General features: G+C 71.1%; 20 protein-coding genes. 7 read left to right on the top strand and 13 right to left on the bottom strand.

Annotated features, from left to right (window positions below):
* Positions 1-3 precede the first annotated feature (3 nt).
* On the bottom strand, positions 4-1,035 hold the full coding sequence (locus ACZ6YG_RS26605) for a LacI family DNA-binding transcriptional regulator (RefSeq protein ID WP_219542838.1): 1,032 nt from the start codon (positions 1,033-1,035) through the stop codon (positions 4-6).
* A gap of 124 nt (positions 1,036-1,159) precedes the next feature.
* On the opposite strand from ACZ6YG_RS26605, the gene ACZ6YG_RS26600 reads away from it, so the two are divergent.
* Together ACZ6YG_RS26600 and ACZ6YG_RS26595 are read left to right on the top strand one after the other, a co-directional pair.
* The gene (locus ACZ6YG_RS26600) at positions 1,160-2,575 is read left to right on the top strand and encodes a pyridoxal phosphate-dependent decarboxylase family protein (RefSeq protein WP_466019482.1); all 1,416 of its coding nucleotides are present in this window, start codon (positions 1,160-1,162) and stop codon (positions 2,573-2,575) included.
* A gap of 14 nt (positions 2,576-2,589) precedes the next feature.
* On the top strand, positions 2,590-3,522 hold the full coding sequence (locus ACZ6YG_RS26595; RefSeq protein WP_466019481.1) for an RDD family protein: 933 nt from the start codon (positions 2,590-2,592) through the stop codon (positions 3,520-3,522).
* Here ACZ6YG_RS26595 and ACZ6YG_RS26590 read toward each other — a convergent pair.
* The 6 genes from ACZ6YG_RS26590 to ACZ6YG_RS26565 form a co-directional block, all read right to left on the bottom strand.
* A complete protein-coding gene (locus ACZ6YG_RS26590; RefSeq protein ID WP_466019480.1) occupies positions 3,509-5,893 on the bottom strand; it encodes a glycoside hydrolase family 2 protein in 2,385 nt (794 codons plus the stop codon). The two genes, ACZ6YG_RS26595 and ACZ6YG_RS26590, sit on opposite strands and share 14 nt — an antisense overlap.
* 11 nt (positions 5,894-5,904) lie before the next feature.
* Positions 5,905-6,780 (bottom strand): ATP-binding cassette domain-containing protein, encoded by an 876-nt coding sequence (locus ACZ6YG_RS26585; RefSeq protein ID WP_364229270.1) that lies wholly within the window; start codon positions 6,778-6,780, stop codon positions 5,905-5,907.
* Entirely contained in the window at positions 6,780-7,721 is a 942-nt protein-coding gene (locus ACZ6YG_RS26580) for an ABC transporter ATP-binding protein (protein WP_148035512.1), read from the bottom strand. The genes ACZ6YG_RS26585 and ACZ6YG_RS26580 overlap by 1 nt, the downstream gene beginning before the upstream one ends.
* The gene (locus ACZ6YG_RS26575; RefSeq protein WP_148035513.1) at positions 7,718-8,602 is read right to left on the bottom strand and encodes an ABC transporter permease; all 885 of its coding nucleotides are present in this window, start codon (positions 8,600-8,602) and stop codon (positions 7,718-7,720) included. Before ACZ6YG_RS26575 ends, ACZ6YG_RS26580 begins: the two co-directional genes overlap by 4 nt.
* Positions 8,599-9,594 (bottom strand): ABC transporter permease, encoded by a 996-nt coding sequence (locus tag ACZ6YG_RS26570; RefSeq protein WP_148035514.1) that lies wholly within the window; start codon positions 9,592-9,594, stop codon positions 8,599-8,601. Before ACZ6YG_RS26570 ends, ACZ6YG_RS26575 begins: the two co-directional genes overlap by 4 nt.
* Positions 9,595-9,658: 64 nt before the next feature.
* Entirely contained in the window at positions 9,659-11,416 is a 1,758-nt protein-coding gene (locus ACZ6YG_RS26565; RefSeq protein WP_466019479.1) for an ABC transporter substrate-binding protein, read from the bottom strand.
* Between the two features lie 346 nt (positions 11,417-11,762).
* Here ACZ6YG_RS26565 and ACZ6YG_RS26560 point away from each other — a divergent pair, with 346 nt between their 5' ends.
* Positions 11,763-12,794, top strand: coding sequence for a LacI family DNA-binding transcriptional regulator (locus tag ACZ6YG_RS26560; protein ID WP_271277603.1), 1,032 nt, complete (start codon positions 11,763-11,765; stop codon positions 12,792-12,794).
* A gap of 89 nt (positions 12,795-12,883) precedes the next feature.
* Here ACZ6YG_RS26560 and ACZ6YG_RS26555 read toward each other — a convergent pair whose 3' ends face one another.
* Positions 12,884-13,735, bottom strand: a complete 852-nt coding sequence (locus tag ACZ6YG_RS26555; RefSeq protein WP_466019478.1) for an SDR family oxidoreductase — start codon at positions 13,733-13,735, stop codon at positions 12,884-12,886.
* A gap of 89 nt (positions 13,736-13,824) precedes the next feature.
* Between ACZ6YG_RS26555 and ACZ6YG_RS26550 the strand changes: the two genes are divergently transcribed.
* Complete coding sequence (locus ACZ6YG_RS26550; protein ID WP_148035518.1) at positions 13,825-14,184, top strand: winged helix-turn-helix transcriptional regulator; 360 nt, start codon at positions 13,825-13,827, stop codon at positions 14,182-14,184.
* Positions 14,185-14,191: 7 nt separating this feature from the next.
* On the opposite strand, the gene ACZ6YG_RS26545 is transcribed toward ACZ6YG_RS26550, so the two are convergent.
* The 4 genes from ACZ6YG_RS26545 to ACZ6YG_RS26530 all read right to left on the bottom strand — a co-directional run bounded on the left by ACZ6YG_RS26545 (position 14,192) and on the right by ACZ6YG_RS26530 (position 17,867).
* On the bottom strand, positions 14,192-14,731 hold the full coding sequence (locus ACZ6YG_RS26545; protein WP_466019477.1) for a DinB family protein: 540 nt from the start codon (positions 14,729-14,731) through the stop codon (positions 14,192-14,194).
* An 11-nt stretch (positions 14,732-14,742) separates the two neighbouring features.
* On the bottom strand, positions 14,743-16,443 hold the full coding sequence (locus ACZ6YG_RS26540; protein WP_466019476.1) for an alpha/beta fold hydrolase: 1,701 nt from the start codon (positions 16,441-16,443) through the stop codon (positions 14,743-14,745).
* A 68-nt stretch (positions 16,444-16,511) separates the two neighbouring features.
* Positions 16,512-17,072: a TetR/AcrR family transcriptional regulator gene (locus ACZ6YG_RS26535; RefSeq protein WP_466019475.1), complete on the bottom strand. Its 561-nt coding sequence runs from the start codon at positions 17,070-17,072 to the stop codon at positions 16,512-16,514.
* Positions 17,073-17,123: 51 nt separating this feature from the next.
* Positions 17,124-17,867, bottom strand: coding sequence for a GbsR/MarR family transcriptional regulator (locus tag ACZ6YG_RS26530; protein WP_466019474.1), 744 nt, complete (start codon positions 17,865-17,867; stop codon positions 17,124-17,126).
* Between the two features lie 245 nt (positions 17,868-18,112).
* On the opposite strand from ACZ6YG_RS26530, the gene ACZ6YG_RS26525 reads away from it, so the two are divergent.
* Positions 18,113-19,342 carry a serine hydrolase domain-containing protein gene (locus ACZ6YG_RS26525; RefSeq protein ID WP_466019586.1) on the top strand — a complete coding sequence of 410 codons (1,230 nt, stop codon included), beginning with the start codon at positions 18,113-18,115 and terminating at the stop codon, positions 19,340-19,342.
* 28 nt (positions 19,343-19,370) lie between these two features.
* Positions 19,371-19,772 (top strand): hypothetical protein, encoded by a 402-nt coding sequence (locus ACZ6YG_RS26520; RefSeq protein ID WP_148035523.1) that lies wholly within the window; start codon positions 19,371-19,373, stop codon positions 19,770-19,772.
* On the opposite strand, the gene ACZ6YG_RS26515 is transcribed toward ACZ6YG_RS26520, so the two are convergent.
* Positions 19,747-20,709 carry a DMT family transporter gene (locus ACZ6YG_RS26515; protein WP_466019473.1) on the bottom strand — a complete coding sequence of 321 codons (963 nt, stop codon included), beginning with the start codon at positions 20,707-20,709 and terminating at the stop codon, positions 19,747-19,749. The genes ACZ6YG_RS26520 and ACZ6YG_RS26515 overlap by 26 nt on opposite strands.
* 93 nt (positions 20,710-20,802) lie before the next feature.
* Here ACZ6YG_RS26515 and ACZ6YG_RS26510 point away from each other — a divergent pair, with 93 nt between their 5' ends.
* On the top strand, positions 20,803-21,654 hold the full coding sequence (locus tag ACZ6YG_RS26510) for a LysR family transcriptional regulator (protein ID WP_466019472.1): 852 nt from the start codon (positions 20,803-20,805) through the stop codon (positions 21,652-21,654).
* The last annotated feature ends 3 nt before the right edge of the window (positions 21,655-21,657 follow it).

Below are 21,657 nucleotides of genomic sequence, written 5' to 3'. Positions count from 1 at the left end.
GGGTCAGCCGGGGGCGGGGCCGGTGCTCTCCCGTACGACCAGCTGAGGTTCGACCAGGCGGCGGGCCGGCTCGGTGTGGCCCGCCATGCGGTCGAGCAGCAGGTGGAAGGCGTGCCTGCCGACCTCGCCGAACTCCTGGCGGACCGTCGTCAGCGGCGGCCAGAAGTAGGCCGCCTCAGGGATGTCGTCGAACCCGACCACGCTCACGTCGTCCGGCACCCGGCGGCCCGCCTCGCGCAGGGCGCGCATGAGGCCGAGCGCCATCTGGTCGTTGCCCACGAAGATCGCCGTCACCGAGGGGTCGTCGGCCAGGCGCCGGCCGAGCTCGTGGCCGGAGCGCGGGCTCCAGTCGCCCCGCAGCGGCTCGGGGACCGGGCGGCCCGAGGACTCCAGCACCTGCCGCCAGCCGTCGATCCGGTAGTTGGCGTCCAGCCAGTCGACCGGCCCGCCCAGGTGGTGGACGGTCCGGTGGCCCAGGTCGAGCAGGTGGCGGGTGGCCCTGGCCGCCCCGGCGCGCTGGTCGACGGTGACGACGGGGACGGGGATGTCCTCACCGGCGTCGACCGCCACCACGGGCAGGTCGCGCGGCAGGTGGCGCAGGCCGTCGGCGGCGGATTCGTGCGGGGCGAGGATGACGACGCCGTCGACCGCCTGGGCGCGCAGCCGCCGCACCGCCTCCTCGATGGACCGCCTGCTGAGCAGGCTCAGGCTGGCGATGCTGACGCTGTAGCCGCTGAGCCTGGCGGTCTGCTCGATGCAGTAGAGAGTGGACGCGGGACCGTACAGGGTCGTGTCGATGCTGACCACGCCGAGCACGCCCGAGCGGCCGGTGACGAGCTGGCGGGCGGCCAGGTTGGGCCAGTAGTCGAGCTCGCGTACGGCGGCGAGCACGCGCTCGCGGGTTTCCGCCCGCACCCGGTGCGGTGCGTTGAGCACCCGCGAGACCGTCATCGCCGAGACCCCCGCCAGTGCTGCCACGTCGCCCAGCACGGCGGGCCTGCGCGGGGCCTCGGATTCGTCCCCTTTAGCGGCCATGCGCTCACCCCCCTAGATTTGCAATAACGCTAACAGGGAGGCAAAGCCGGTTTCGCGCTGCCTTTCCATCGGACGATTGACGGAACCGAATAACAGAATTAGGTTCGGCCGCTGAGGAGGACCATTGAACCTGCCCCGTATCGGGAAGACGGCCGAGGACCTGCTGGCCGAACTCGCCCGGCTCACCGAACACGACCTGCCCGTGCGCGGCGGCCAGGTGACCTCCTATGTGTACGACACCGGGCGGCCCGAGGTGCACGACGCGGCGGCCCGCGCCTATGCGGCGATGCTGGAGGTCAACTGCCTGGACCCGACGGCGTTCCCGAGCATCGTCGAGATGGAGAAGCAGGTCGTCGGCGCCGTCGCGGACCTGTTAGGCGGCGGCCACGGCATCTTCACCAGCGGCGGCACCGAGTCGATCATGCTGGCGGTGAAGGCGGCCCGCGACGCGGCCTCCCGGCCCCGGGCTAACCTGGTGCTGCCGGTCACCGCCCACCCGGCCTTCCACAAGGCGGCCCATTACTTAGGGGTGGAGGTCAGGCCGGTGCCGGTGGACCTGGGGACGTTCAAGGCCGACGTGCGGGCGGTCTCGGCGGCGATGGACGAGGACACGGTGCTGGTCGTCGCGTCCGCTCCCTCGTACCCGCAGGGGGTGATCGACCCGGTCGGCGAGATCGCGGCGATCGCAGCTGAGGCGGGCGTGTTCTGCCACGTGGACGCGTGCGTGGGCGGCTGGCTGCTGCCGTGGCTGCGCGAGGCGGGCGCGGACGTGCCGCCGTTCGACCTGTCGGTGCCGGGGGTGACGTCGATCTCCTGCGACCTGCACAAGTTCGGGTACGCGCCGAAGGGGGCGTCGGTGGTGCTGTTCGCCGACCCGGCGATGCGGCGGCGGGCGTACTTCGCGTCGGCGGCCTGGCCCGGCTACACGATCATCAACGCGACGGTGCAGAGCTCCCGGTCGGCGGGGCCGCTGGGCGGGGCCTGGGCGACCCTCCAAGCCCTCGGCCGGGAGGGGTACGTCGAGCTGGGGCGGGCCACGCTGGAGGCGGCGAACCGGCTGCGCGCGGGCCTGGCCGGGATCGGCGGGCTGCGGGTGCTGGGCTCGGGATCGACGCTGGTGGCCTTCACCTCCGACGACGTGGACGTGTTCGTGCTCGCCGACGAGGCGCGGGCGCGCGGGTGGTTCCTGCAGCCGCAGCTCTCGTACGCCGGGATCCCGGCGAACCTGCACATCACGGTCACGGGGGTCACGCTGGCCGGGGTGGACGCGATGCTGAAGGTGATCGCCGAGTCGGCGGAGGCCGCCCGGCGGCTCGGGCCTCCCGTTGTCCCCGACGGGCTGGTGGAGCTGATCACCGGGCTGGACCTGGACGCCCTGGACGACGCGACCTTCGCCGAGCTGGCCGCGTCGGTGGGGGTGGACCTGCGGCCGGGGTCCGGGCAGCCTCGGATGGCCGTGGTCAACGCCGTGCTGGACGCGCTCCCGGCCGAGCTGCGGGAGGCGATCCTGGTGCGTTTTCTGTCGGTGATCTATAGCTAGTACGGTTTGCGGTCGTGCTCCCGTTATCCCGTGCCGCCTGGGCAGCCGCCGTCTTCATCGCTCTCCTGCCCACGTGGTGGTTGTGGGAGGAGTGGTCGGCGCCGGAACCGCTGCAAACGCTGGAGTGGGCCGGGCTGGAGGATTTCGAGGACCACGGCGACGTCTACGGCATGGTCCGCCTCTACAGCGGTTCGAAGCCGACGCCGGTGCTGTCGCCGCTGGTCGGCGACCTCGGCGCGGTCGCGGAAGTCGCCTACTGGTATGCGCTCCCGGCGGTGCTGGTGCTGGCCGGGTTCCTTGGCTGCCTGCGGCAGAGCGATCCGGAGGCGGTGGGGCGGCGGGTCGCGTGGGGGCTGGTGGCGGTGGCGGCGGCGGGGCCGGTCACCGCGCAGGACTTCTCGCTGACGGTTCTCAGCCCGGAGTGGTTCGTGGCCATGGCTGACTGCTGGGGGCGTGACCAGGTCTGCTACCTGCTCGCGGCCCTGCTGGTGCTGGCCGCCTCGCTCGGCATGCCGCGCCGTCCCGGCCAGGCCGCCGAAGGGACCGGGCTCAGGGCGGCGGCGCTGCTGGCCGACTACGTGATCTTCTGCGCGGCGCTCGGCCTGGTGATGCCGCTGCTCCCCGAGAGCCGTGACTTCGGGGGGCTGCTCTCCCACTGGGAGCCGGGGACGCTACCGGTGGGTCAGGATCTGGCCCTGCTGGCGCTGCTGTTCCTGTACGTGTGGATCCCGCGTGGCACGACCGTCGGCAAACGGCTGCTCGGGCTCCGGGTGGAGGGCGCCGGGCCGGGGAAGGCGGCGCTGCGGGCGCTGCTCTTCCCCGTCGCCGTGCTGTGGCCCGAGTACGGGGTGCTGTGGCTGGCCGCCGACGCGCTCTGGTCGTTCGCGGACCGGGACGGGCGGATGCTGCACGACCGCCTGCTGGGCACCTCGGTCACGGCTCGTTGACGCAGCGGAGGACCGGGGGCGAGGTGAGCGACGAGGGGTCCAGGGCGGCGTCCGAGGTGACGTGGAAGGTGGCGGTCTCGCCCGGTAGGAGGGTGACCAGCATGGTGTCCACCGACGCGGCGGGGTCGAGGCGGTCCGGGAAGAGGGCCAGGTCGCGGAGGATCGTGCGGGCGGTGACCGTCACGCGGTAGCCGCCGTCCACCCGGTCGGCGGAAGCGTCGTAGGACGCCGGAGGGAAGGCCACGGCCGGGTCCTCGGCGAAGAAGGACAGGGTGCGCGAGTCGCCGAGGCGGACCGAGAGGAGTTCGCGGGAAGGGTCGTCGGGGGTGGCGACCGAAGGCGGGAGCGGCGCCCGCGCCACCGACCGGGGTTCCGCCGAGACCTCCAGGACGTCCTTGGCCAGCGGTTCCCCGTCCAGCCCGAGGCGCGTGACCAGCAGTGAGCCCTGCCACGCCGTGCCCGAGTCGTTGACCACCGCCACCGAGGAACCCTGCACGGTGAGCAGCCGGTCGGCGTAGAGGCGGCGCAGCGCGTACCACAACGGCTTGCGCCTGCCGTCGCCGTCGACCGCCGACCAGGAGGTGACCGGCCAGCAGTCGTTGAGCTGCCAGACGATCGTGCCCATGCAGTACGGCGCCAGCGCGCGGAACCGCTCGACGCCGAAGGTGATGGCGCGGGCCTGGTTGAGCTGGGTCAGGTAGTGCCAGTCGTCGAACGAACCCGGCGCGGGCAGGTGGTCGCCGAGGCCGCGCAGCAGCTTGCCGTTGCCGTCGTCGGCCTTCTGGTGGTGCAGGACCAGCGGGGCGTCGGCGGCCAGCTCCCCGGAGACGGCGCGGCGGAGCGTGGCGTACGCGGGCGGCCCCTGGAAGCCGAACTCGGCCACGAACCGGGGCGTGTAGGTCGCGTAGTGGCGGTAGTCCTCCCGGTTCCAGACGTCCCAGATGTGGATGGTGCCGGTGGACGGGTCCTGCGGCGGGGCGGCGGGGTCGGCCGAGAACGGGCTGCCGGGGATATACGGGCGGGTCGGGTCCAGCTCGGCCACGATCGACGGCAGCAGGTCGTGGTAGAGGCCGCCGCCCCAGCTCCGGCCCGCCAGCTCGTCCTGCCAGCCCCAGTCGGCGTGCCCCTCCAGGTTCTCGTTGTTGCCGCACCACAGCACCAGGCTGGGATGCGGGGCGAGCCTGGTCACGTGCTCGCGCGCCTCGGCGGCCACCTCCGACCGGAACGGCTCCTCCTCCGGGTAGGCCGCGCAGGCGAACGGGAAGTCCTGCCACACCAGCAGCCCGAGCTCGTCGGCCAGGTCGTAGAAGTCCTCGCTCTCGTACAGGCCCCCGCCCCATACGCGCAGCAGGTTGACGCCCGCGCCGACGGCCTGGCCGAAGCGGGCGGCGAGCCGGTCGCGGGTGATCCTGGACGGGAAGCAGTCGTCGGGGATCCAGTTGACGCCGCGGGCGAACACCGGCGTGCCGTTGACGACGAGCCTGAACGCCTCCCGTTCCAGCTCGACCGTCCGGAACCCGATCTTCCCGGTCCACGACGACTCCCCGAGCCGCACGGCCAGCTCGTAACGGTGCTGCTCCCCGTACCCGCGAGGCCACCACAGCCTGGGCGAGGGCACGGTCAGCGGCACGACGGCGGTCCGCTGACCGGCGGCGAGCCGCACCTCCGCCGAGACCCCGGCCACCTCGGCGACCAGGGTGAGCGGCGCCTCGGTGGCGCGCTCGACGCTCACGTGCACGTCCACCCGGCCCGAGCCGTCGGCGGCGACGGTGGCGAGCGGGCGGACCGCGGCCGGCCGGGCGCCGGTCCAACTCTCCAGCCCGATCGGGCGCCAGATGCCGGCGGTGACCAGGGCGGGCCCCCAGTCCCAGCCGAAGTTGCAGGCCATCTTGCGGATGAACGCGTACGGCGCCTCGTAGGCGCCGGGGCGGGACCCGAGCGCGGCCCGCCGCTCCTCGGCGTACTCCAGCGCCGAGCCGAAGGTGACGGTCAGCGTGTTCTCGCCCTCGCGCAGCAGGTGGCGCACCGGGAACCGGTAGGAGCGGTGCTGGTTGGCGGTGGCGGCGACGCGCACCCCGTTCAGGGCGATCTCGGCCACCGTGTCCAGCCCCTCGCACACCAGGTCCGTGCGCTCGTGCTCGTCGCCCGACCAGGAGAACACGGTGGTGTACGTCCACGCGGTGCGGCCGATCCAGGCCAGCCGGTTCTCGTTGTCGTCCAGGTACGGGTCGTCGATGAGACCGGCGGCGAGCAGATCGGTGTGCACGCAACCGGGCACCGTGGCGGACACTGTGGCAGGCACTGTGGCGGGCACGTCCCCCGATGCGGCCGACAGGACCCAGCCGTCGTGCAGGGGTCGGTACGAGCTCACGTGGTTCTCCTTCAGCAGTCGTCGAGCTTGGCGCAGGCCACGAAGTGACCGGGCTCGGCCTCGTACAGGCCGCCGGTCGCGCCGCGCTCGTGATACAGGCAGGTCTCCACCGGCGGGGCGTCCTCCCACGGGGCGTGCAGCCGGGGGACGGACGACAGGAGCTGCCTGGTGTAGGGGTGCAGGGGGTCGTCGAACACCTTGTGCGTCAGCCCCATCTCGACGACCGCGCCGCTGCGCAGCACGACCGTGCGCTCGGCCAGGTAGTGGCCGAGCGACAGGTCGTGCGTCACGTACAGCACGCTCAGCCCGCGGCCCTTGAGCTCGGCGAGCAGGTTGAGCACGTCGATGCGGGTGGAGGCGTCGAGCATGCTGGTGATCTCGTCGGCGATCAGCAGCTTCAGGTCGAGCAGCAGCGCCCTGGCGATCAGCAGGCGCTGCAGCTGGCCGCCGCTGAGCTGGTGGGGGAACTTGCCGAGCACCTCGCGCGGGTTGAGCCGCACGTCCTCGATGGCCGAGTGGACCCGTTCGGTCCACTCCTTGCCGGGGACCGACGGGTAGTAGCTGTCCTTGATCAGCTGGAACACCCGGTCGGCCTTGAAGACCGGGTTGTAGCAGCTGAACGGGTCCTGGAAGACGCCCTGGACGGACCGGTAGTAGTCCCGGCCCGGCCTGACGGGCACGCCGTCGACGGTGATCGTCCCGCCGGTCATCGGGATCAGGCCGAGGATCATCTTGCCGATCGTGCTCTTCCCGCTGCCGCTCTCCCCGATGAGGGAGACGACCTCGCCGGGCCGCACCTCGAAGCTCACCGCGTCCACGGCCGTCAGCGTCCGCCCGCCGAAGGTCCCGACCTTGTAGACCTTGGTGACGTTCTCGACTTTCAGCATCAGGCCTTCCAGCACGCGACGAAGTGGTTGGGCTCGATCTCGTTCACCGGCGGCTCCTCGGCGCACTCGTCGCCGGCCAGCGGGCAGCGGTCGCGGAAGCGGCAGCCCCGCGGCGGGTTGAGCAGCGACGGCGGGCTGCCGGGGATGCCGGCCAGCTTGCGTTCCTCGTAGCGGACGCCGATCTCCGGCAGCGAGTTGATCAGCAGCTTCGTGTACGGGTGCTTCGGCGCCTTGATCAGTTTCTCCGACGGCGCCTTCTCCGCCAGCTTGCCCGCGTACATCACCATGACCGTGTCGGCGATGTGCGAGGTCAGCGCCAGGTCGTGGGTGATGAAGATCATGCTCTTGACGTAGCCGCCGTCGCGGAAGCCGAGCAGCGCCTTGGCCACCGCCTTCTGGGTGGACACGTCGAGCGCGGAGGTGATCTCGTCGGCGATCAGCAGCGCCGGGTCGAGCAGCGTGGAGATGACCATGACCATGCGCTGCTTCTGGCCGCCGGACAGCTCGATCGGGTAGCGGTCGAGCACCTCGCGCGGCAGCCCCACCATGCCGATCCGGCTCTCCAGCTCCTTCCTGTCGAGCGTCACGCCGCGCGAGCGGAGCAGCTCGGTCACCATCCTGCCGATCCGGCGGGTCGGGTTCATGGCGCTCATCGAGTACTGCGGGATGAGCGAGATCTCGTGGAAGCGGTAGTCGTTCATCGCCCGGTCGTCGCCGATCGGCAGCTCGCGGCCGTCCAGCTCGACGGTGCCGCCGACGTGGCGCATCCGGCCGTCCATGCGGATGAGGCTCTTGCCCAGCGTGGTCTTGCCGCAGCCGGACTCGCCCGCCAGGCCGAGGATCTCCCCGTCGTCCATGGTGAAGGAGACCCCGTCGAGCGCCTTCACATCGCCTCTGAGTGTCTTGTAGTGCACCCTCAGCTCGCTGACCCGCAGACTCATGTTTCCCTCAACTTCGGGTTGAAGACCTCGTCCAGACCGACGTTCGCCACGTACAGGGCGCCGACGACGGCGGTGATGGCCGCGCCCGGCGGCACGAACCACCACCAGAGGCCGAGCTGGAGCGCGCTCCACTGGGTCGCGTTCTGCAGCATCAGCCCGAGCGAGACGCCCTCCGTGGGCCCGAGCCCGATGAAGTCCAGCGAGGCGGCGATCAGCACCGAGCTGCCGAACAGCAGGATGAACGTCATGAACAGGTAGGAGCTCATGTTCGGCGCGATCTCCCGCGCGATGATCCTGGGCGTGCCGACCCCGCTCAGCCTGGCCAGGTCGACGAAGTCCCTGGACCGCAGCGAGAACGTCTGGGCCCGGATCGCCCGCGCCGCCCACGGCCAGGAGGTGAGGCCGATGAGCAGCGCCTGCATGCCGACGCTGCGGATGCCGAGGTAGGCGTTGATGATCAGCAGCACGGCCAGGGTCGGGATGACCAGCACGATGTTGGTGAGCATGTTGAGCACCTCGTCCACCATCCCGCCCCGGTAACCGGCGACGAACCCGATCACCATGGCGATCACGGCCGCGATGCCGCCGCCGATCGCGCCGGCCAGGATCGTGGTCCGCAGCCCGTACACGAACTGGACGAAGACGTCCTGTCCCTGTGTGGTCGTCCCGAACCAGTACTCCGACGAGGGCGGCAGCATCGGCATCGCCACGTACTCGTTGGGCGCGTCCACCCCCAGGATGACCGGCCCGAACAGGCCGGTCAGCGCGAGCACGAGCACGATGGAGAAGCCGATGACCAGTTTCGGGTTCCGTACGGCGAAGTAGAGCGCCTCGCGGCGCACCACGCGCTCCTCGGTGGGCAGTGCCGTCGTCGCGGTCATGCCTGCGCTCCCGCCATCCCGGTGCGCGTGCGTGGGTCGATGAGCACGTACACGATGTCGATGATGAAGTTGGCCACCAGCACCCCGATGACGATGAACATGAACGAGCCCTGCAGCAGGAAGAAGTCCTGGTTCTGGATCGCCTTGAGAATCAGGCTGCCGATCCCCGGATAGGAGAAGACGATCTCGGTGACCAGCGCGCCCGCGACCAGCACGCCGAGCTGCAGCGCCAGGCCGGTGATCTGGGGCAGGATCGCGTTGCGGTAGGCGTAGCGGCGGATCAGCTTGGCCGGCGCGCCGAGCGCCGCCAGGTAGTTGGAGTAGTCCGACTCCAGCTCATAGATGATCATGTTGCGCATGCCGATCGCCCACCCGCCCAGCGCCACCAGGAACAGCGACAGGAACGGCAGCGCCCAGTGGTGCAGCAGGTCCACGAAGAACGTCCAGGACCAGCTCGGCGTGAGCGAGAAGCTGTAGCCGCCGGCGATCGGGAACCATCCGGCCACCACGCCGAACCCCCAGGCCAGCAGCACGGCCAGCCACATGTACGGGGTCGCGGTGAGGACGTAGCCGACCGGCAGCACGGTGTTGTCCAGCAGCTTCCTGCGCGCGGCGAACGCGCCGAACCGGTTGCCCACCCAGTAGCTGAGCAGCACCGCCGGGATCATCAACCCCAGCGTGTACGGAACAGCGCCCATGATCAGGTCGGTCACCGGCACCGGGAAGACGTAGATGCTGATGCCGAAGTCGCCCCGGAAGAGCGCGCCCCAGAAGTTCAGGTACTGCTGCCAGATCGGCTCGTCGAAGCCGAAGAGGTTGGTGTAGTAGACCCGCATCGCCTCGACGGCCTCGGGCTGTGAGACGCGGGCCCTGGCCAGCATGCTCGCGACCGGGTCGCCGGGCATGAAGCGCGGGATCACCCAGTTGACCGTGACGGCGGCCACGAAGGTGAGGCCGTAGATGAACAGTTTCCTGCCGAAGTATTGGCGCACGAAGATCTCCCCAAGGGACCCCCTCCGCCCGGAGGACGGGCGGAGGGGGCGCCGTTGTGTCAGGTCAGCCGGCCGCCGGCTGGAGCTGGGTCAGCGTCTCGAAGCCGCCGAGCTCCATCCAGTTGCGCCACATCGTGGGCGCGTGCTTGGGGGCGCCTTCCGCCGCGGAGGGCCAGTTCTTCCAGGTGGCGTTGCTGGCCTGGGCCCACATGCCGTTGTACCAGAGCGGGATGATCGGCATGTCGTCCATGTGGATCTTCTGGATCTTGGAGATGACCTCCTTCATCCCCTCGACGTCGTCCGTCTTGACCTTGTCGAGCTGCTGGACCAGCTCCCAGGCCTCCTTGTTCTCGTAGCGCCCGAAGTTGGTGGTGTTCTGCACCTTCCGGATCGGGAGCTGGAACATGTAGTCGTAGTAGGTCCACGGGCTGCTGGACAGCTGGCGCTCGTTGTTGATGACCAGGTCGAAGTTGCCCTTGCCGCGCTTCTCGACCAGGGCGTTGAAGTCGGGGAACTCGGGGGTGATCTCGATGCCGGCCGCCTTGCCGCTGCTGGAGATGACCCGGGCCGCCTCCATCCAGTCGGTCCAGCCGGTGGGCACCTCGATGGTCAGGCTGATCTTCGAGCCGTCCTTGTTCTCCACCAGCCCGTCGCCGTCGCGGTCGCGGTATCCGGCGTCGGCCAGCATCTTCTTGGCCTCGTCGGTGTTGAACGTGAAGCCGTCGGAGCTCACCACGGCCTGGTCGACGAACTGGTCCCACTGCGGCAGCAGGCCGGTCGGGCTGGCCGCCTTGACCAGGTTGCCGTAGACGCCCTCGACGATCTTCTTGACGTCGACCGAGGTGGCCAGCGCCTTGCGGAAGGCGGGGTCGTCCATCGGCTTCTTGGTGGTGTTGGGCACCAGCCAGGCGGTGTTGGCGGACAGCATGTACGGCGGCTCGTCGTAGTACGAGGTGATGCCGAAGTTGCCGTTGATCAGGTTCGCCACGCCGGGCATGAAGTTGTTGCTGAGGTCCAGGCCCTTCTGCAGCAGCATGCCCATGGCGACCTCGTTGCTGGGGTTCGCCACGTCCACGATGTACTTGGGCTTGGGCTCCATGCCGAGCGCGGTCTTGCCCCACCAGTCGTCACGCTTGACCCAGACCACGCGGTCCTGGTCGTGGCTCTGGTACTTGTAGGCGCCGCTGCCCACCGGGTTCTCGTTGACGCCGTTGAGCACGTCCTCCTCGGAGCGGCCGCTCCACACGTGCTCGGGGACGATCACGCGGCTGTAGAGGTTGAAGTCCCACTCCTGGTAGTTGGCCTCGGAGAAGGAGAAGCGGACCGTCTGGTCGTCGACCGCCTCGACGTTCTCCAGCCAGTCCCAGATGTTGTGGAACGGGACCGTCTCCATCTTGCCGAGGCCGTAGGAGAAGGCGACGTCCTTGGCGGTCAGCGGCTTGCCGTCGGCCCAGGTGACGCCCTGGCGGATCTTGGCCTCGTACGTCTTGTCGTCCGTCCAGCTGCCGCTCTCGGCGATCCAGGGGACGAGTTTGCCCGCGTTCGGGTCGTAGTGGAAGAGCGTCTCGTACACCAGGCCCTTGGTCCCGGTGGCGGAGTCCCACTCGCGGATCGGGTTGAAGTTGGCCGGCGGGCCCCACTGGGTGCCGGTCGTGTACAGCGTCTCGTTGCGGGGCAGCGCGCCGGCGTTGCCCTGGGCGGGCGGGCTGCCCGCCTGGGAGGTCGCGGGTGTCGGTGCGGCGGTGCCGCCGCCACCGGTACAGGCGGCTGCGGCCAGGCCCGCCGCGAGGAGCGGTATGAGAATCCGCGCCCGGGTCTGCATCTGTGCTCTCCTTCCCCCGCCTCGTCGGCGGAGGTCGACCGTCTGTCCAACCCCCGAACGTTGGGCGGCCCGGGACATACGCCGCCGCACGGCCGTCCGCTACTGCCTTGTGGGAGCGCTCCCGAAATGTCGCGGACGGCTTGTCGCTGAACCGGATAAGTACCGCGACGGTAAAATCGGCGCGACGATCGCGTCAAGGGTCGTAACGAGTTTGAGATGCACCTTTCGGAGGACCGGTTAAGCCGAGGGAGCGCTCCCAAGGACGGTTTCGCAGGTGCGCGCCCCTCTCGCCGGTAGTAAGGTGCGTTCACGTACCTGACTAACCGGTTCACATCCAGGGGGCTCGGTGAAGCGACCAACGATCGCCGACATCGCGCGCAGGGCGGGGGTCTCCAAAGTGGCCGTCTCCTACGCGCTCAACGACCGCCCCGGCGTGTCGCCCGCGAAACGCGCGGCGATCAAGGCCATCGCCGAGGAGATCGGCTGGCGGCCCAACAGCGCCGCCCGCGCGCTCAACGGCGCTCAGGCCCGCTCCGTCGGGCTCACCCTGTGCCGCCCCGCCCGCATCCTCGGCGTCGAGCCGTTCTTCATGGAGCTGATCAGCGGCATCGAGACCGAGCTGTCCGCCCGCTCCTACGCCCTCATGCTCCAGGTCGTCACCGCCCCCGAGCAGGAGACCGAGGTCTACCGGCGCTGGTGGGGCGAGGGCCGCGTCGACGGCGCCATCCTCGTCGACCTGCGCTTCTCCGACCCCCGCGTCACGGCGCTGCACGAGCTCGGCATGCCCGCCGTCGTCCTCGGCGACCCGTCCGAAGCCGGCGCGCTCACCCCCGTCTGGGCCGACGACGCCGCCGCCGTCCGCGAGACCGTCGAGTATCTCCACGCCCTCGGCCACCGCCGCGTCGCCCGCGTCGCCGGGCTGCCCGACCTCGTCCACACCGTCCTGCGCGACCAGGCGTTCACCGCCGCCTGCCGGGAGCTCGGGCTGGAGTGGCACACGATCATGCACACCGACTACACCGGCGAGGAGGGCGCCCACGCCACCCGCCGGCTGATGAGCGCCGCCACCCGCCCGACGGCCATCATGTACGACAACGACATCATGGCGGTCGCGGGCATGTCGGCGGCCGACGAGCTGCGGCTCCGGGTGCCGGCCGACCTGTCGATCGTGGCCTGGGACGACTCGCCGCTCTCCCAGATCGTCCGGCCCGCCCTCAGCGCGCTCACCCGCGACATCCCGGCCTACGGCGCGCACGCGGCGCGGGCGCTGCTGTCACTGATCGAAGGGCAAGAGGTCGAGGCCATCCGCGACCAGGCCCCCCGCCTCGTCCCCCGCGGCAGCACCGCCCCTCCCCCGGCCGCACAGCGGCCTGGCTGACCCTGCCGACCACGAGGCCGCCGAAGCGGAACAAGCTCAGCCATCGAGCTGACCAAGAGGTCTCAGCTTGGGCACATCGAGAGCTCGGGTCAGTCCTTGAGCGCGCTCGTGACGGCCTCGGCGAGTGGGGTCGGGGGCCGGCCGATGAGCTGCCGCAGGTCGTCGGAGGTACGGGTGAGCAGGCCGCGCTCGATCGCCCGGTCGATGTCGGCCACCAGGTCCGCCACCGGCTCGGGCAGCCCGGCGCCGAGCAGGAGGCCCCGGTGTTCATCGGTGGTCAGCGGCCGGTACTCGACCGCCCGGCCCGACTGCTTCGACAGCTCGGCCGCGAACTCGGCGAAGGACCACGCCGTGTCGCCGCACAGCTCGTACGCCCTGCCCTCGTGACCCTCGCCGGTGAGGACGGCGACGGCCGCGGCGGCGTAGTCGGCCCGCGAGGCGGTGGCGATCCGCCCGTCGCCGGCGGAGGCGGTGACGGCTCCGCGCTCCAGGGCCTGGGGGATGGTCTCGGTGTAGACCTCGTGGTAGAAGCCGTTGCGCAGGAACGTGTACGGCACCCCGGCGTCGAGGATGGCCTGCTCGGTGGCCTTGTGGTCGGCGGCCAGGACGAAGTCGGCCTCGGGCCCGCCGAGCACGCTGGTGTAGGCGAGCAGCGCCACACCCGCGTCGCGGGCCGCCTCGACGACGTTGCGGTGCTGGGGCTCGCGCCGCCCCGGCTCGCTGCCGGAGACGAACAGCACCCTGTCGCCGGCGCGGAAGGCCTCACGCAACGCCTCGGGCTCGTCGTAGTCGGCGACCCGCACCTCCACACCCCGCTCGGCGAGACGGGCGGCCTTGTCCTTGTCGCGGACCACGGCGGCGACGGGCTCGCCCGCCTTCAGCAACCCGTCCACGACCAGGCCGCCGAGGTGTCCGGTGGCTCCGGTGACGACGAAACTCATGATGCGTGACATCCCTTCTGCCGTTTCCGCCCAGCTTAGGCAGGAAACTCACCCTGGAAGGAGTACACACTTCAAAGTAAGGTACTGACATGAAAGTAAGGGTCACGGAGGAGACGTGCCCGTACCGGCTCGTCCTGGAGCACGTCACCAGCCGCTGGGGCGTCCTCATCCTGCTGGCGTTGGAGAAGCGCACCCACCGCTTCAGCGAGCTGCGCCGCGAGATCGGCAGGGTCAGCGAGAAGATGCTCGCCCAGACCCTCCAGACCCTGGAGCGCGACGGCTTCGTCCGCCGCGACGCCCGTCCGGTCATCCCGCCCCACGTCGACTACTCCCTCACCCCCCTCGGCCGCGAAGCCGCCACCCAGGTCCGCTCCCTCGCCGAATGGACCGAACGCCGCCTCCCGGCCGTCCAGACAGCCCGCGAGGAGTACGACTCCGCGAAGGGCTGAGCGTCGCCTACTCGCCCGTGAGGCCGTCGATCGACTCGCGGATGAGGTCGGCGTGGCCGTTGTGGCGGGCGTACTCCTCGATCATGTGGCACAGGATCCAGCGCAGGTTGGGGGTGTCGCCGTTGGGCCAGGTGCGGCGGGCGAGTTGCTCCGGGCCGCCGACGGCCAGCGCCTCCTTGACGGCGGCGCGGGAGCGGCTCACGGCGTCCTGCCAGAGCTCCATGAGCTGCTCCGGCGTGTCCTGGTCGGCCGAGTGCCAGTCCCAGTCGCTGTCGGCCTTCCAGTCGACCGCGTCCCACGGGGCGTGCGCGTCGCGGCCGTGCAGGAACACCGAGAACCAGTAGTCCTCGACGTAGGCCAGGTGTTTGATCATGCCGCCGAGGGTCATCGAGGAGGCGGCGACGGTCACGTTCAGGCCGGCCGCGTCCAGGCCGCCGATCTTCCACTCGAACGTGGCACGCTGGAAGTCGAGGAAGCCCAGGAGGGTGCCGGTCTCGTCGGCGTTGACAGGAGGTTCCGGCCTGCCCTGCTCGTCTATGTTCGTCATGATCGGTGAGTCTAGAGGCCGATTCTGGGCGGTGTGCCCGCGCCGGCGAGCGCGTGGACGAGGTCGTCCGGATGGGTCAGCTGAGGGTAGTGGCCGGCTCCCTCGATCACCGTCACCGGCCGGTCCACGGGCGTGACAAGCGGGTCGGCCGAGCCCACGACGATGTCCACGGGCACCGTCACCCGGGACAGCGTGCTCGCGAGGTCGGCGCGGGCGGCTCGCAGGGCGGCGACGACGCGGCGGGCGTGACCGGGGCGGGCGAGGTTCGCGGCGGCGCTGACGGTGGCGGGGCTCTCGGGGACGCCGAGTGCGCGGGCCAGCCGGGCGGAGGTCATGCGCCGCAGCACGGGGACGGCGAGCGAGGAGCGCCGCGGCCACGGGACGGGAGCCTGGAGGAACGCCGGGGCGACCAGCACGAGGCGGGAGAGGCCGTCGGGATGGGCCGCCGCGTGGCGGATGGCCGGACCGCACGCCAGGGAGTGGGCCACCAGCGTGGGCCTGCTCCCGACCGTACGGAGGAGCTCGGCCAGCCAGTCCTCCAGAGGCCCGTCGGCGGGGGACGACCGGCCGAGACCGGGCAGGTCGGCGGCGAGGACGGGGGCGTCGAGCCGTTCGACCACCTGCGACCACGACGCGGAGTCGAGCGGCAGCCCGTGCAGCAGGACGTGGGACGGGTGCTCGCGCTCCCCGGTCAGCCACGTCGCGCTGCCCGCCACCCGGTGGAACCCGTACGGTCCGCGCGGCGGGGCCGACGTGCCGAAGCCGGTGGCGACGAGGTCGTCGGCCCACCGCTTGAGCGCCGGTCCGACCGGGGGCATGGGACGCTTGGCGACGGCCTGGGCGGAGGCGGTGTCGTAACGGTCCGCGGACAGGAAGGACAGGGTCTCCGGCTCTGCTCCGGTGATCGTACGGGGGAGGCGCCGCAGCAGCCCGACCGGGATCGTCCGTTCCGGCGCCGGGACTCCGAGGTGTCCGGCGATCAGCTTGACGAGGTCGGGCAGGTGGGGAGTCGCCTCGTCGAGCACCCAGTAGGCGTTGCCCTCGGTCCTCTCGTCCGAGGGGAGGTCGGCGAGGAAGGCGGCGAGATAGCCGAGGTCGACCACGGGCACGAACACCTCGGGGCCTCCCGGGACGGCGGGCAGCCGGCCGCGCCAGAGGTCGGACACCAGCGAGGCGAGGCCGATGAACTGGCCGGGGCCGATCACGGTGGCCGGGTTGGCGATGGTCAGCGGGATGCCCCGCTCCCGGGCGCGGGCCCGTACCGCCGTGTCGCCCTCCCGCTTGGACCCCTCGTAGGCGCCCAGCCTGCGGTAGTCGGGGGCGCCGGCGCCGCTCACCCGGTATCCGCTGATGTGCACCACCCGGCGCAGGTACGTCAGGGTGGCGGCCCAGTCGAGGACGTTGAGCGCACCGGTGACGTTCACGGCTCGCGCCTCCGTGACGCCCAGGCCGAAGGCGAACCGGGCGGCGGTGTTGTAGACGTCGCGTACGTCTGCCAGGTCGTCCGCCAGACCGAGGCCGGGGCGGGTGATGTCGGCGGTCACGACGCGGAGGCCGTCGAGGGGGACGTCGCGCCCGGCGAGTGCGGACGCCAGGCGGTCTCCCCCGCCGCGGACGGCGGCGGCGACGCCGTGGCCGCGCCGCAGGAGCTCCTCGACCAGGGCACGGCCGACGAACCCCGCGGCGCCGAAGACGATCGAGTCGGGTCTCATGGCAACTCCTTGAGAATAGATCGGTCTACATATTTCGTGGGCATGGGTCGGCCGGCCCCGGCCGTCGTTCACAGCAGGGCGGCGACCTTCCGGGCCGCCCGGTCCAGGGGTTCGCGGCTCCGTCGCGCTCTGGCCAGCAGCAGCGCGCCCTCGATCAGGGCCAGGACGGTCGTGGCGGTGTCATCAGCGTCGGGGTGCCCGCCGGCGGTGAGCCGCTCCCGAAGTATGGCCTCCCACGACTCGTACACCTCGGCGCAGACCTGCTGGAGCGCGTCGTTCCCGGCCGCCATCTCCAGGGCGACCGTGGCCACCGGGCAACCCTTGCGCCAGCCCGACGCCTCCAGCCGGTCGGCCAGCAGGTGGATGACGCCGGTCACCAGGGAGACGGTGTCGGGGGCGGTGTCCGCGAGGTCGCGCACGGCCTGCTCGATCTCCCGGCCGGCCCGCCGCAGCGCCTCGGCGACCAGGTGGTCCTTGCCGCCGGGGAAGTGGAAGTAGAGCGATCCCCTGGGCATCCCGCTGGCGGCGATCACCTGGTTGAGCCCGGCGGCGGAGTATCCCCCGGCCTCGATCAGTTCCTGCGTCGCGTCGAGCAGTCGCGCCCGCGTCTGGTCCCCTTTGCGTCCCACACGAGTGAAAATAGACCGGTCTTCATATAAAGCGCAACCGTCCGGCAGTTCTCACCTGCGCACGCCGGGCCCGTCCGCGCGTTCGCCCCGGAGGGCCGAGTTCTGCTGCCACCGCTCGATGACCTGCCGGAAGGCCTCGCTCAGGAGGAGGAGGAGTTCGGCGGAGGTCTCGAAGCGGGCGCCCGCCGGCGTCGTGACCCCGAGGATCTCGGCCCCGCGCCGTGACGCGGCCGCCAGGGCCTCGTTCATCCGCAGAGCCGCGAGGAGGTTCGGGAGCCAGATCTCATCGTCGACGACATAGCGTTCGCGACGCGCGCCGGGAACCCGCTCGCGCCTCAGCATTCCCTGCTGTTCGAGGAAGGCGATGGCGTGCGAGATCGACGCCGGGCTGACGCGGAGCCGCTGGACCAGGTCGGCGGCGGTGAGAGTGCCGGAGTCCGTGATGTACAGGCAGGCCAGCACCCGGGCCTCCATCCGGGGCAGCCCCTGCTGGACGAGAAGCTCGGTGAAGGACTCCGTGAAGTCGAGCACCGCTCGGGGATCACGCCCGTGGTCGTCGTCGGGGATCGGCGGCGCCGGCGGCCGGGACGGCTTGTGCCGGCGCGCACGATGCCGCGCGGCCTCGTGGGCCCGGTCCGCACGGTAGTCGTCGGGCCCGCCGTTGCGGGCGACCTCCCGCATCACGGTCGAGGCGGGCCGCCCCAGGCGCCGGCCGATCTCCGCGTATCCGAGCCCCTCGGCCAGCCCTTCGGCGATGTGCCGACGGTCCTCGTCAGTGAGTCTGCCTCCGGGCATCGGTGTTCGTCTCCCATCCGCCGGCATGCGCGCGCTCGCTGCACAGTATGCATTCACTCCGAGTCTGTTGCAATGTCTGCCTGATCATTCATTGCGTTCAGCTCCAGTCTCATTGCAATGCAAGCATCTAGATACTGCTTCAACAGGAAGGATGCATGCTTTTTTGTGTTGACTGATTCTTGAATGCAATGTAGCTTTCCATGTGTTCAAAGATTTCCGAACAGACGGTGAGCGAGGGGATGATGATGGAACACAGCAACGGCGGCTTCTCCGCGGCAGGGCTACGCAAGATGCGCGAGGTGCTGGCCGAGCATGTCAACTCCGGGAAGATCCCCGGGCTCGTCGCCCTGGTCAGCCGTGGCGGCCGGACGCATGTCGAGGCGCTCGGGACGATGCACCGCGACGGCGGCGCGCCGATGAGCCGCGACACGATCTTCCGGATGGCCTCCACGTCCAAGCCGGTCACGGTCGCGGGGGCGATGGTGCTGCTGGACGAGTGCCGGCTGCGGCTGGACGACCCGGTGGAGCCATGGCTGCCCGAACTGGCCGACCGGCGGGTGCTGAGGCGGATCGACGGCCCGCTGGACGACACCGTGCCGGCGCGGCGGCCGATCACCGTACGTGACCTGCTGACCTCCACGTTCGGGCTCGGCATGGACATGATGGCGCTCGGCACGCCGATCATGAACGCGGTCTTCGAGCGAGGGCTCACGCCCAACCTGCCGGTGCCGATGCCCGAGCCTGACGAGTGGATGCGCCGTCTGGGCGAGCTTCCGCTGATGCACCAGCCCGGCGAGCACTGGCAGTACCAGATCAGCAACGACCTGCTCGGGGTGCTGGTGGCCCGGGTCACCGGCCGGTCGTTCGAGGATTTCCTGCGCGAGCGCGTCTTCGACCCGCTCGGGATGAACGACACCGGTTTCCACGTGCCCGCCGACCGGCTCGACCGGCTGCCGGCTCTCTACGCCCCCGACCCGCAGACCGGCGAGTTCCTGGTGTGGGACGAGGCCAAGGGAGGGCGGTGGAGCGAGCCGCCGGCGTTCCAGGGAGGCGGCGGCGGGCTGGTGTCCACCGTCGACGACTACCACGCCTACTTCCGGATGCTGCTGAACGGCGGGGTGCACGAAGGGAAGCGGATCCTGTCGCGGCCCGCCGTCGAGCTCATGACCACCAACCGGCTCACGCCCGAGCAGACCGCCGCCCGCACCGCCGTGGCCGTCGACAACGTCCACATCTCGCACGGCCAGGGCCAGCACGGCGGCTGGGGCGTGGGGATGGCGGTGCGCACCTATCGCGGCGACTACGCTCCGGTCGGCCAGTTCGGCTGGGACGGCGGCACCGGCACCACGAGCTACGCCGACCCGCACAACCGGCTCGTCGGCATCCTGCTCACCCAGGTCGGGCTGTCCGTCCCGGATCCCGCGCGGTTGATCCACGACTTCTGGACCACGCTCTACCAGGCCATCGACGACTGACACCGACCCCGCGAAGGAGCACACCACCATGTCCATCACCCTCACCGACCAGGACAAGCGCACCCTGCGCACCGCCGCCTACGGCGCCGTCTCGCTGCTGGCCGCCGCCTCCGGCAAGCCCCACAAGGTCGCCACCGGCGGCTCCGTCGCTCTGTACTCCGCGACCGGCCCGGTCGGGCACGCGCTCGCCGAGAAGACCAGAGACATCGACCTGAACGGCAAGTCCGTGGCCGCGCTCGCCGACCATGTGCTGCCGGCCCTGACGGAGGCCATGAGCCTGCTCAAGCGGCAGGATCCGGCGGCGGCCGGCGACTTCCGCGACACCGTCCTCATCGCCGTCGAAGCAGCCGCCCGGGCACAGGAAGGCGAGCCCGGCCCAGTCATGGCGGAGATGGCCCGCAAGATCACCGCAGCCCTCGACGCCGGCTGACGGGATGTCCCGGGGTCCTCTCCGGATCCCGGGACGCGGCGTGCCGGGACCCGGAGAGGACCCCAGGCGCCGCCCGGTCCGTGCGCGAGAGGAAGACCCCGGCGATCACGAGGACCCCGCCCGCGACGACGTTCCAGCCCAGCGGTTCGCCGAGCAGCGTCACGCCGAGCGACGTCGACCACACGGGGGTCACGTACGTCACGGTGGCGGCCACCGTGGACCCCGCCGAGCGGATCACCCGCAGGTTCAGGATGTACGCCAAACCCGTCCCGACGGCGCCGAGCACCACGAGCGCCGCCGCGGCCGGCACGCCCGGCCAGGACGGGCCGCCACCGCCGAGGGGAGCGAAGACGGCCAGCTGGGCGGTCGCGCAGACGATCTGCACGGCCGACAGGGCGGCGGCGGAGCCCTCCCGCGCGGAGTAGAACCTGCGGGTGTAGGCGAAACCGGCCCCGTAGCAGGTCGTCGCCGCCAGGCAGGCGAGGCTCCCGGCCACCGGGGCGCCGTCCACGCCCTGCCAGATCCCGAGGACCACGAGGACCCCCGCGAAGCCGACGAGCAGCCCGAGCAGGCGCCGGGCGGTCGGTCTCTCCTGCGGCACCATGAGGATGACGAACACCAGCGTGGTCAGCGGCGTCGTCGCGTTCCACACCCCGGCGAGCACCGAGCTCACCAGCGTCTCGCCGTACGCGAGGAAGGTGAACGGCACCGCGTTGAGCAGCGCGGCCACCACCAGCGCGTGCCCCCACACGGTGCGGTCGCGCGGAAGGCGCTCGCGCCGGAGCGCGCACACCGCGAGGAGAGCCAGCGCGCCGAAGAGACATCGCCAGAACGCGACCCACAGCGGCGGGACCCCCGCCTCGACCGCGATCTTGATCAGCGCGAAGCTCGCCCCCCAGATGACCGACAGCATCACGAACCCCGGCATCCAGCGCATCCGGCCTCCCTCGGTGTGGCTATGGACGGCATCCTGCTCACGCGGGAATCATGAGTCCAACAAGTCGGACCACCGATGCCATGAAGGATGCTCATGACGGTGCACATCGCGCAGCTGAAGGCGTTCGTGGCGGTGCTGGACGAAGGCGGCTTCGGCGCCGCGGCCGACAGCCTCGGGGTGAGCCAGTCGGCCGTCTCCCACTCCGTCGCCGCGCTGGAGCGGACGCTCGGCACTCCGGTGCTGCTCCGCCAGGGCGGGCCGCGGCCCACCGCGTTCGGCGAACGGATCCTCGCGCACGCCCGCGCGGCCGTCGCGGCCGCCGTCGCCATCGAGGACCTCGTCGCCCGGCGGGACGGCGTGCCGAGCGGGGCCATCAGGCTGGCCGCCCCGCCGAGCGTGTGCCAGGGGCTCCTTCCCGGCCTGCTGAACCGCTGGAGGTCCGACTTCCCCAAGGTCGAGATCACCGTGTTCGAGGGCGAGGACGACGAGGTCGCCGACTGGCTCGCGGACTCCACCGTCGAACTCGCCGTGCTGGTCGATCCGCCTGCGGGCGCCGGGGCGGTCGTCGGCGAGGACGCCTTCCACGCCCTGCTCCGCCGGGACCACCCTCTCGCCGGGGAACCGTCCGTCAGCATGGCGGACCTGGCGGACGACGCCTTCCTGCTGTCGTGCGGCGGCTGCGAGCCGCACATCAGGGAGGTCTTCCGGCGGGGAGGCGTGCCGTTCACGCCCACGCACCGGATCCGCGAGATGGGCACGCTGCTCGCCATGGTGCGCTCCGGCGTCGGGGTGACCGTCGTGCCCGGCCTCACCGCCGCGATGATCGACACCCGGCTCGTCCTGGTGCCGCTCGACCAGCGGGTCACCAGGAGACTGGTGCTCACCGGCCCGCCCGGCCGGCCCTGGCACCCCGCCGCGGAGGCGATCGTGGACACCGTGCGCTGACGC

It is taken from the genome of Nonomuraea sp. NPDC054003, assembly GCF_055585125.1.
The sequence above is the reverse complement of the archived record's forward strand: the minus strand, read 5'-3'. Positions and strand labels throughout refer to the sequence as shown.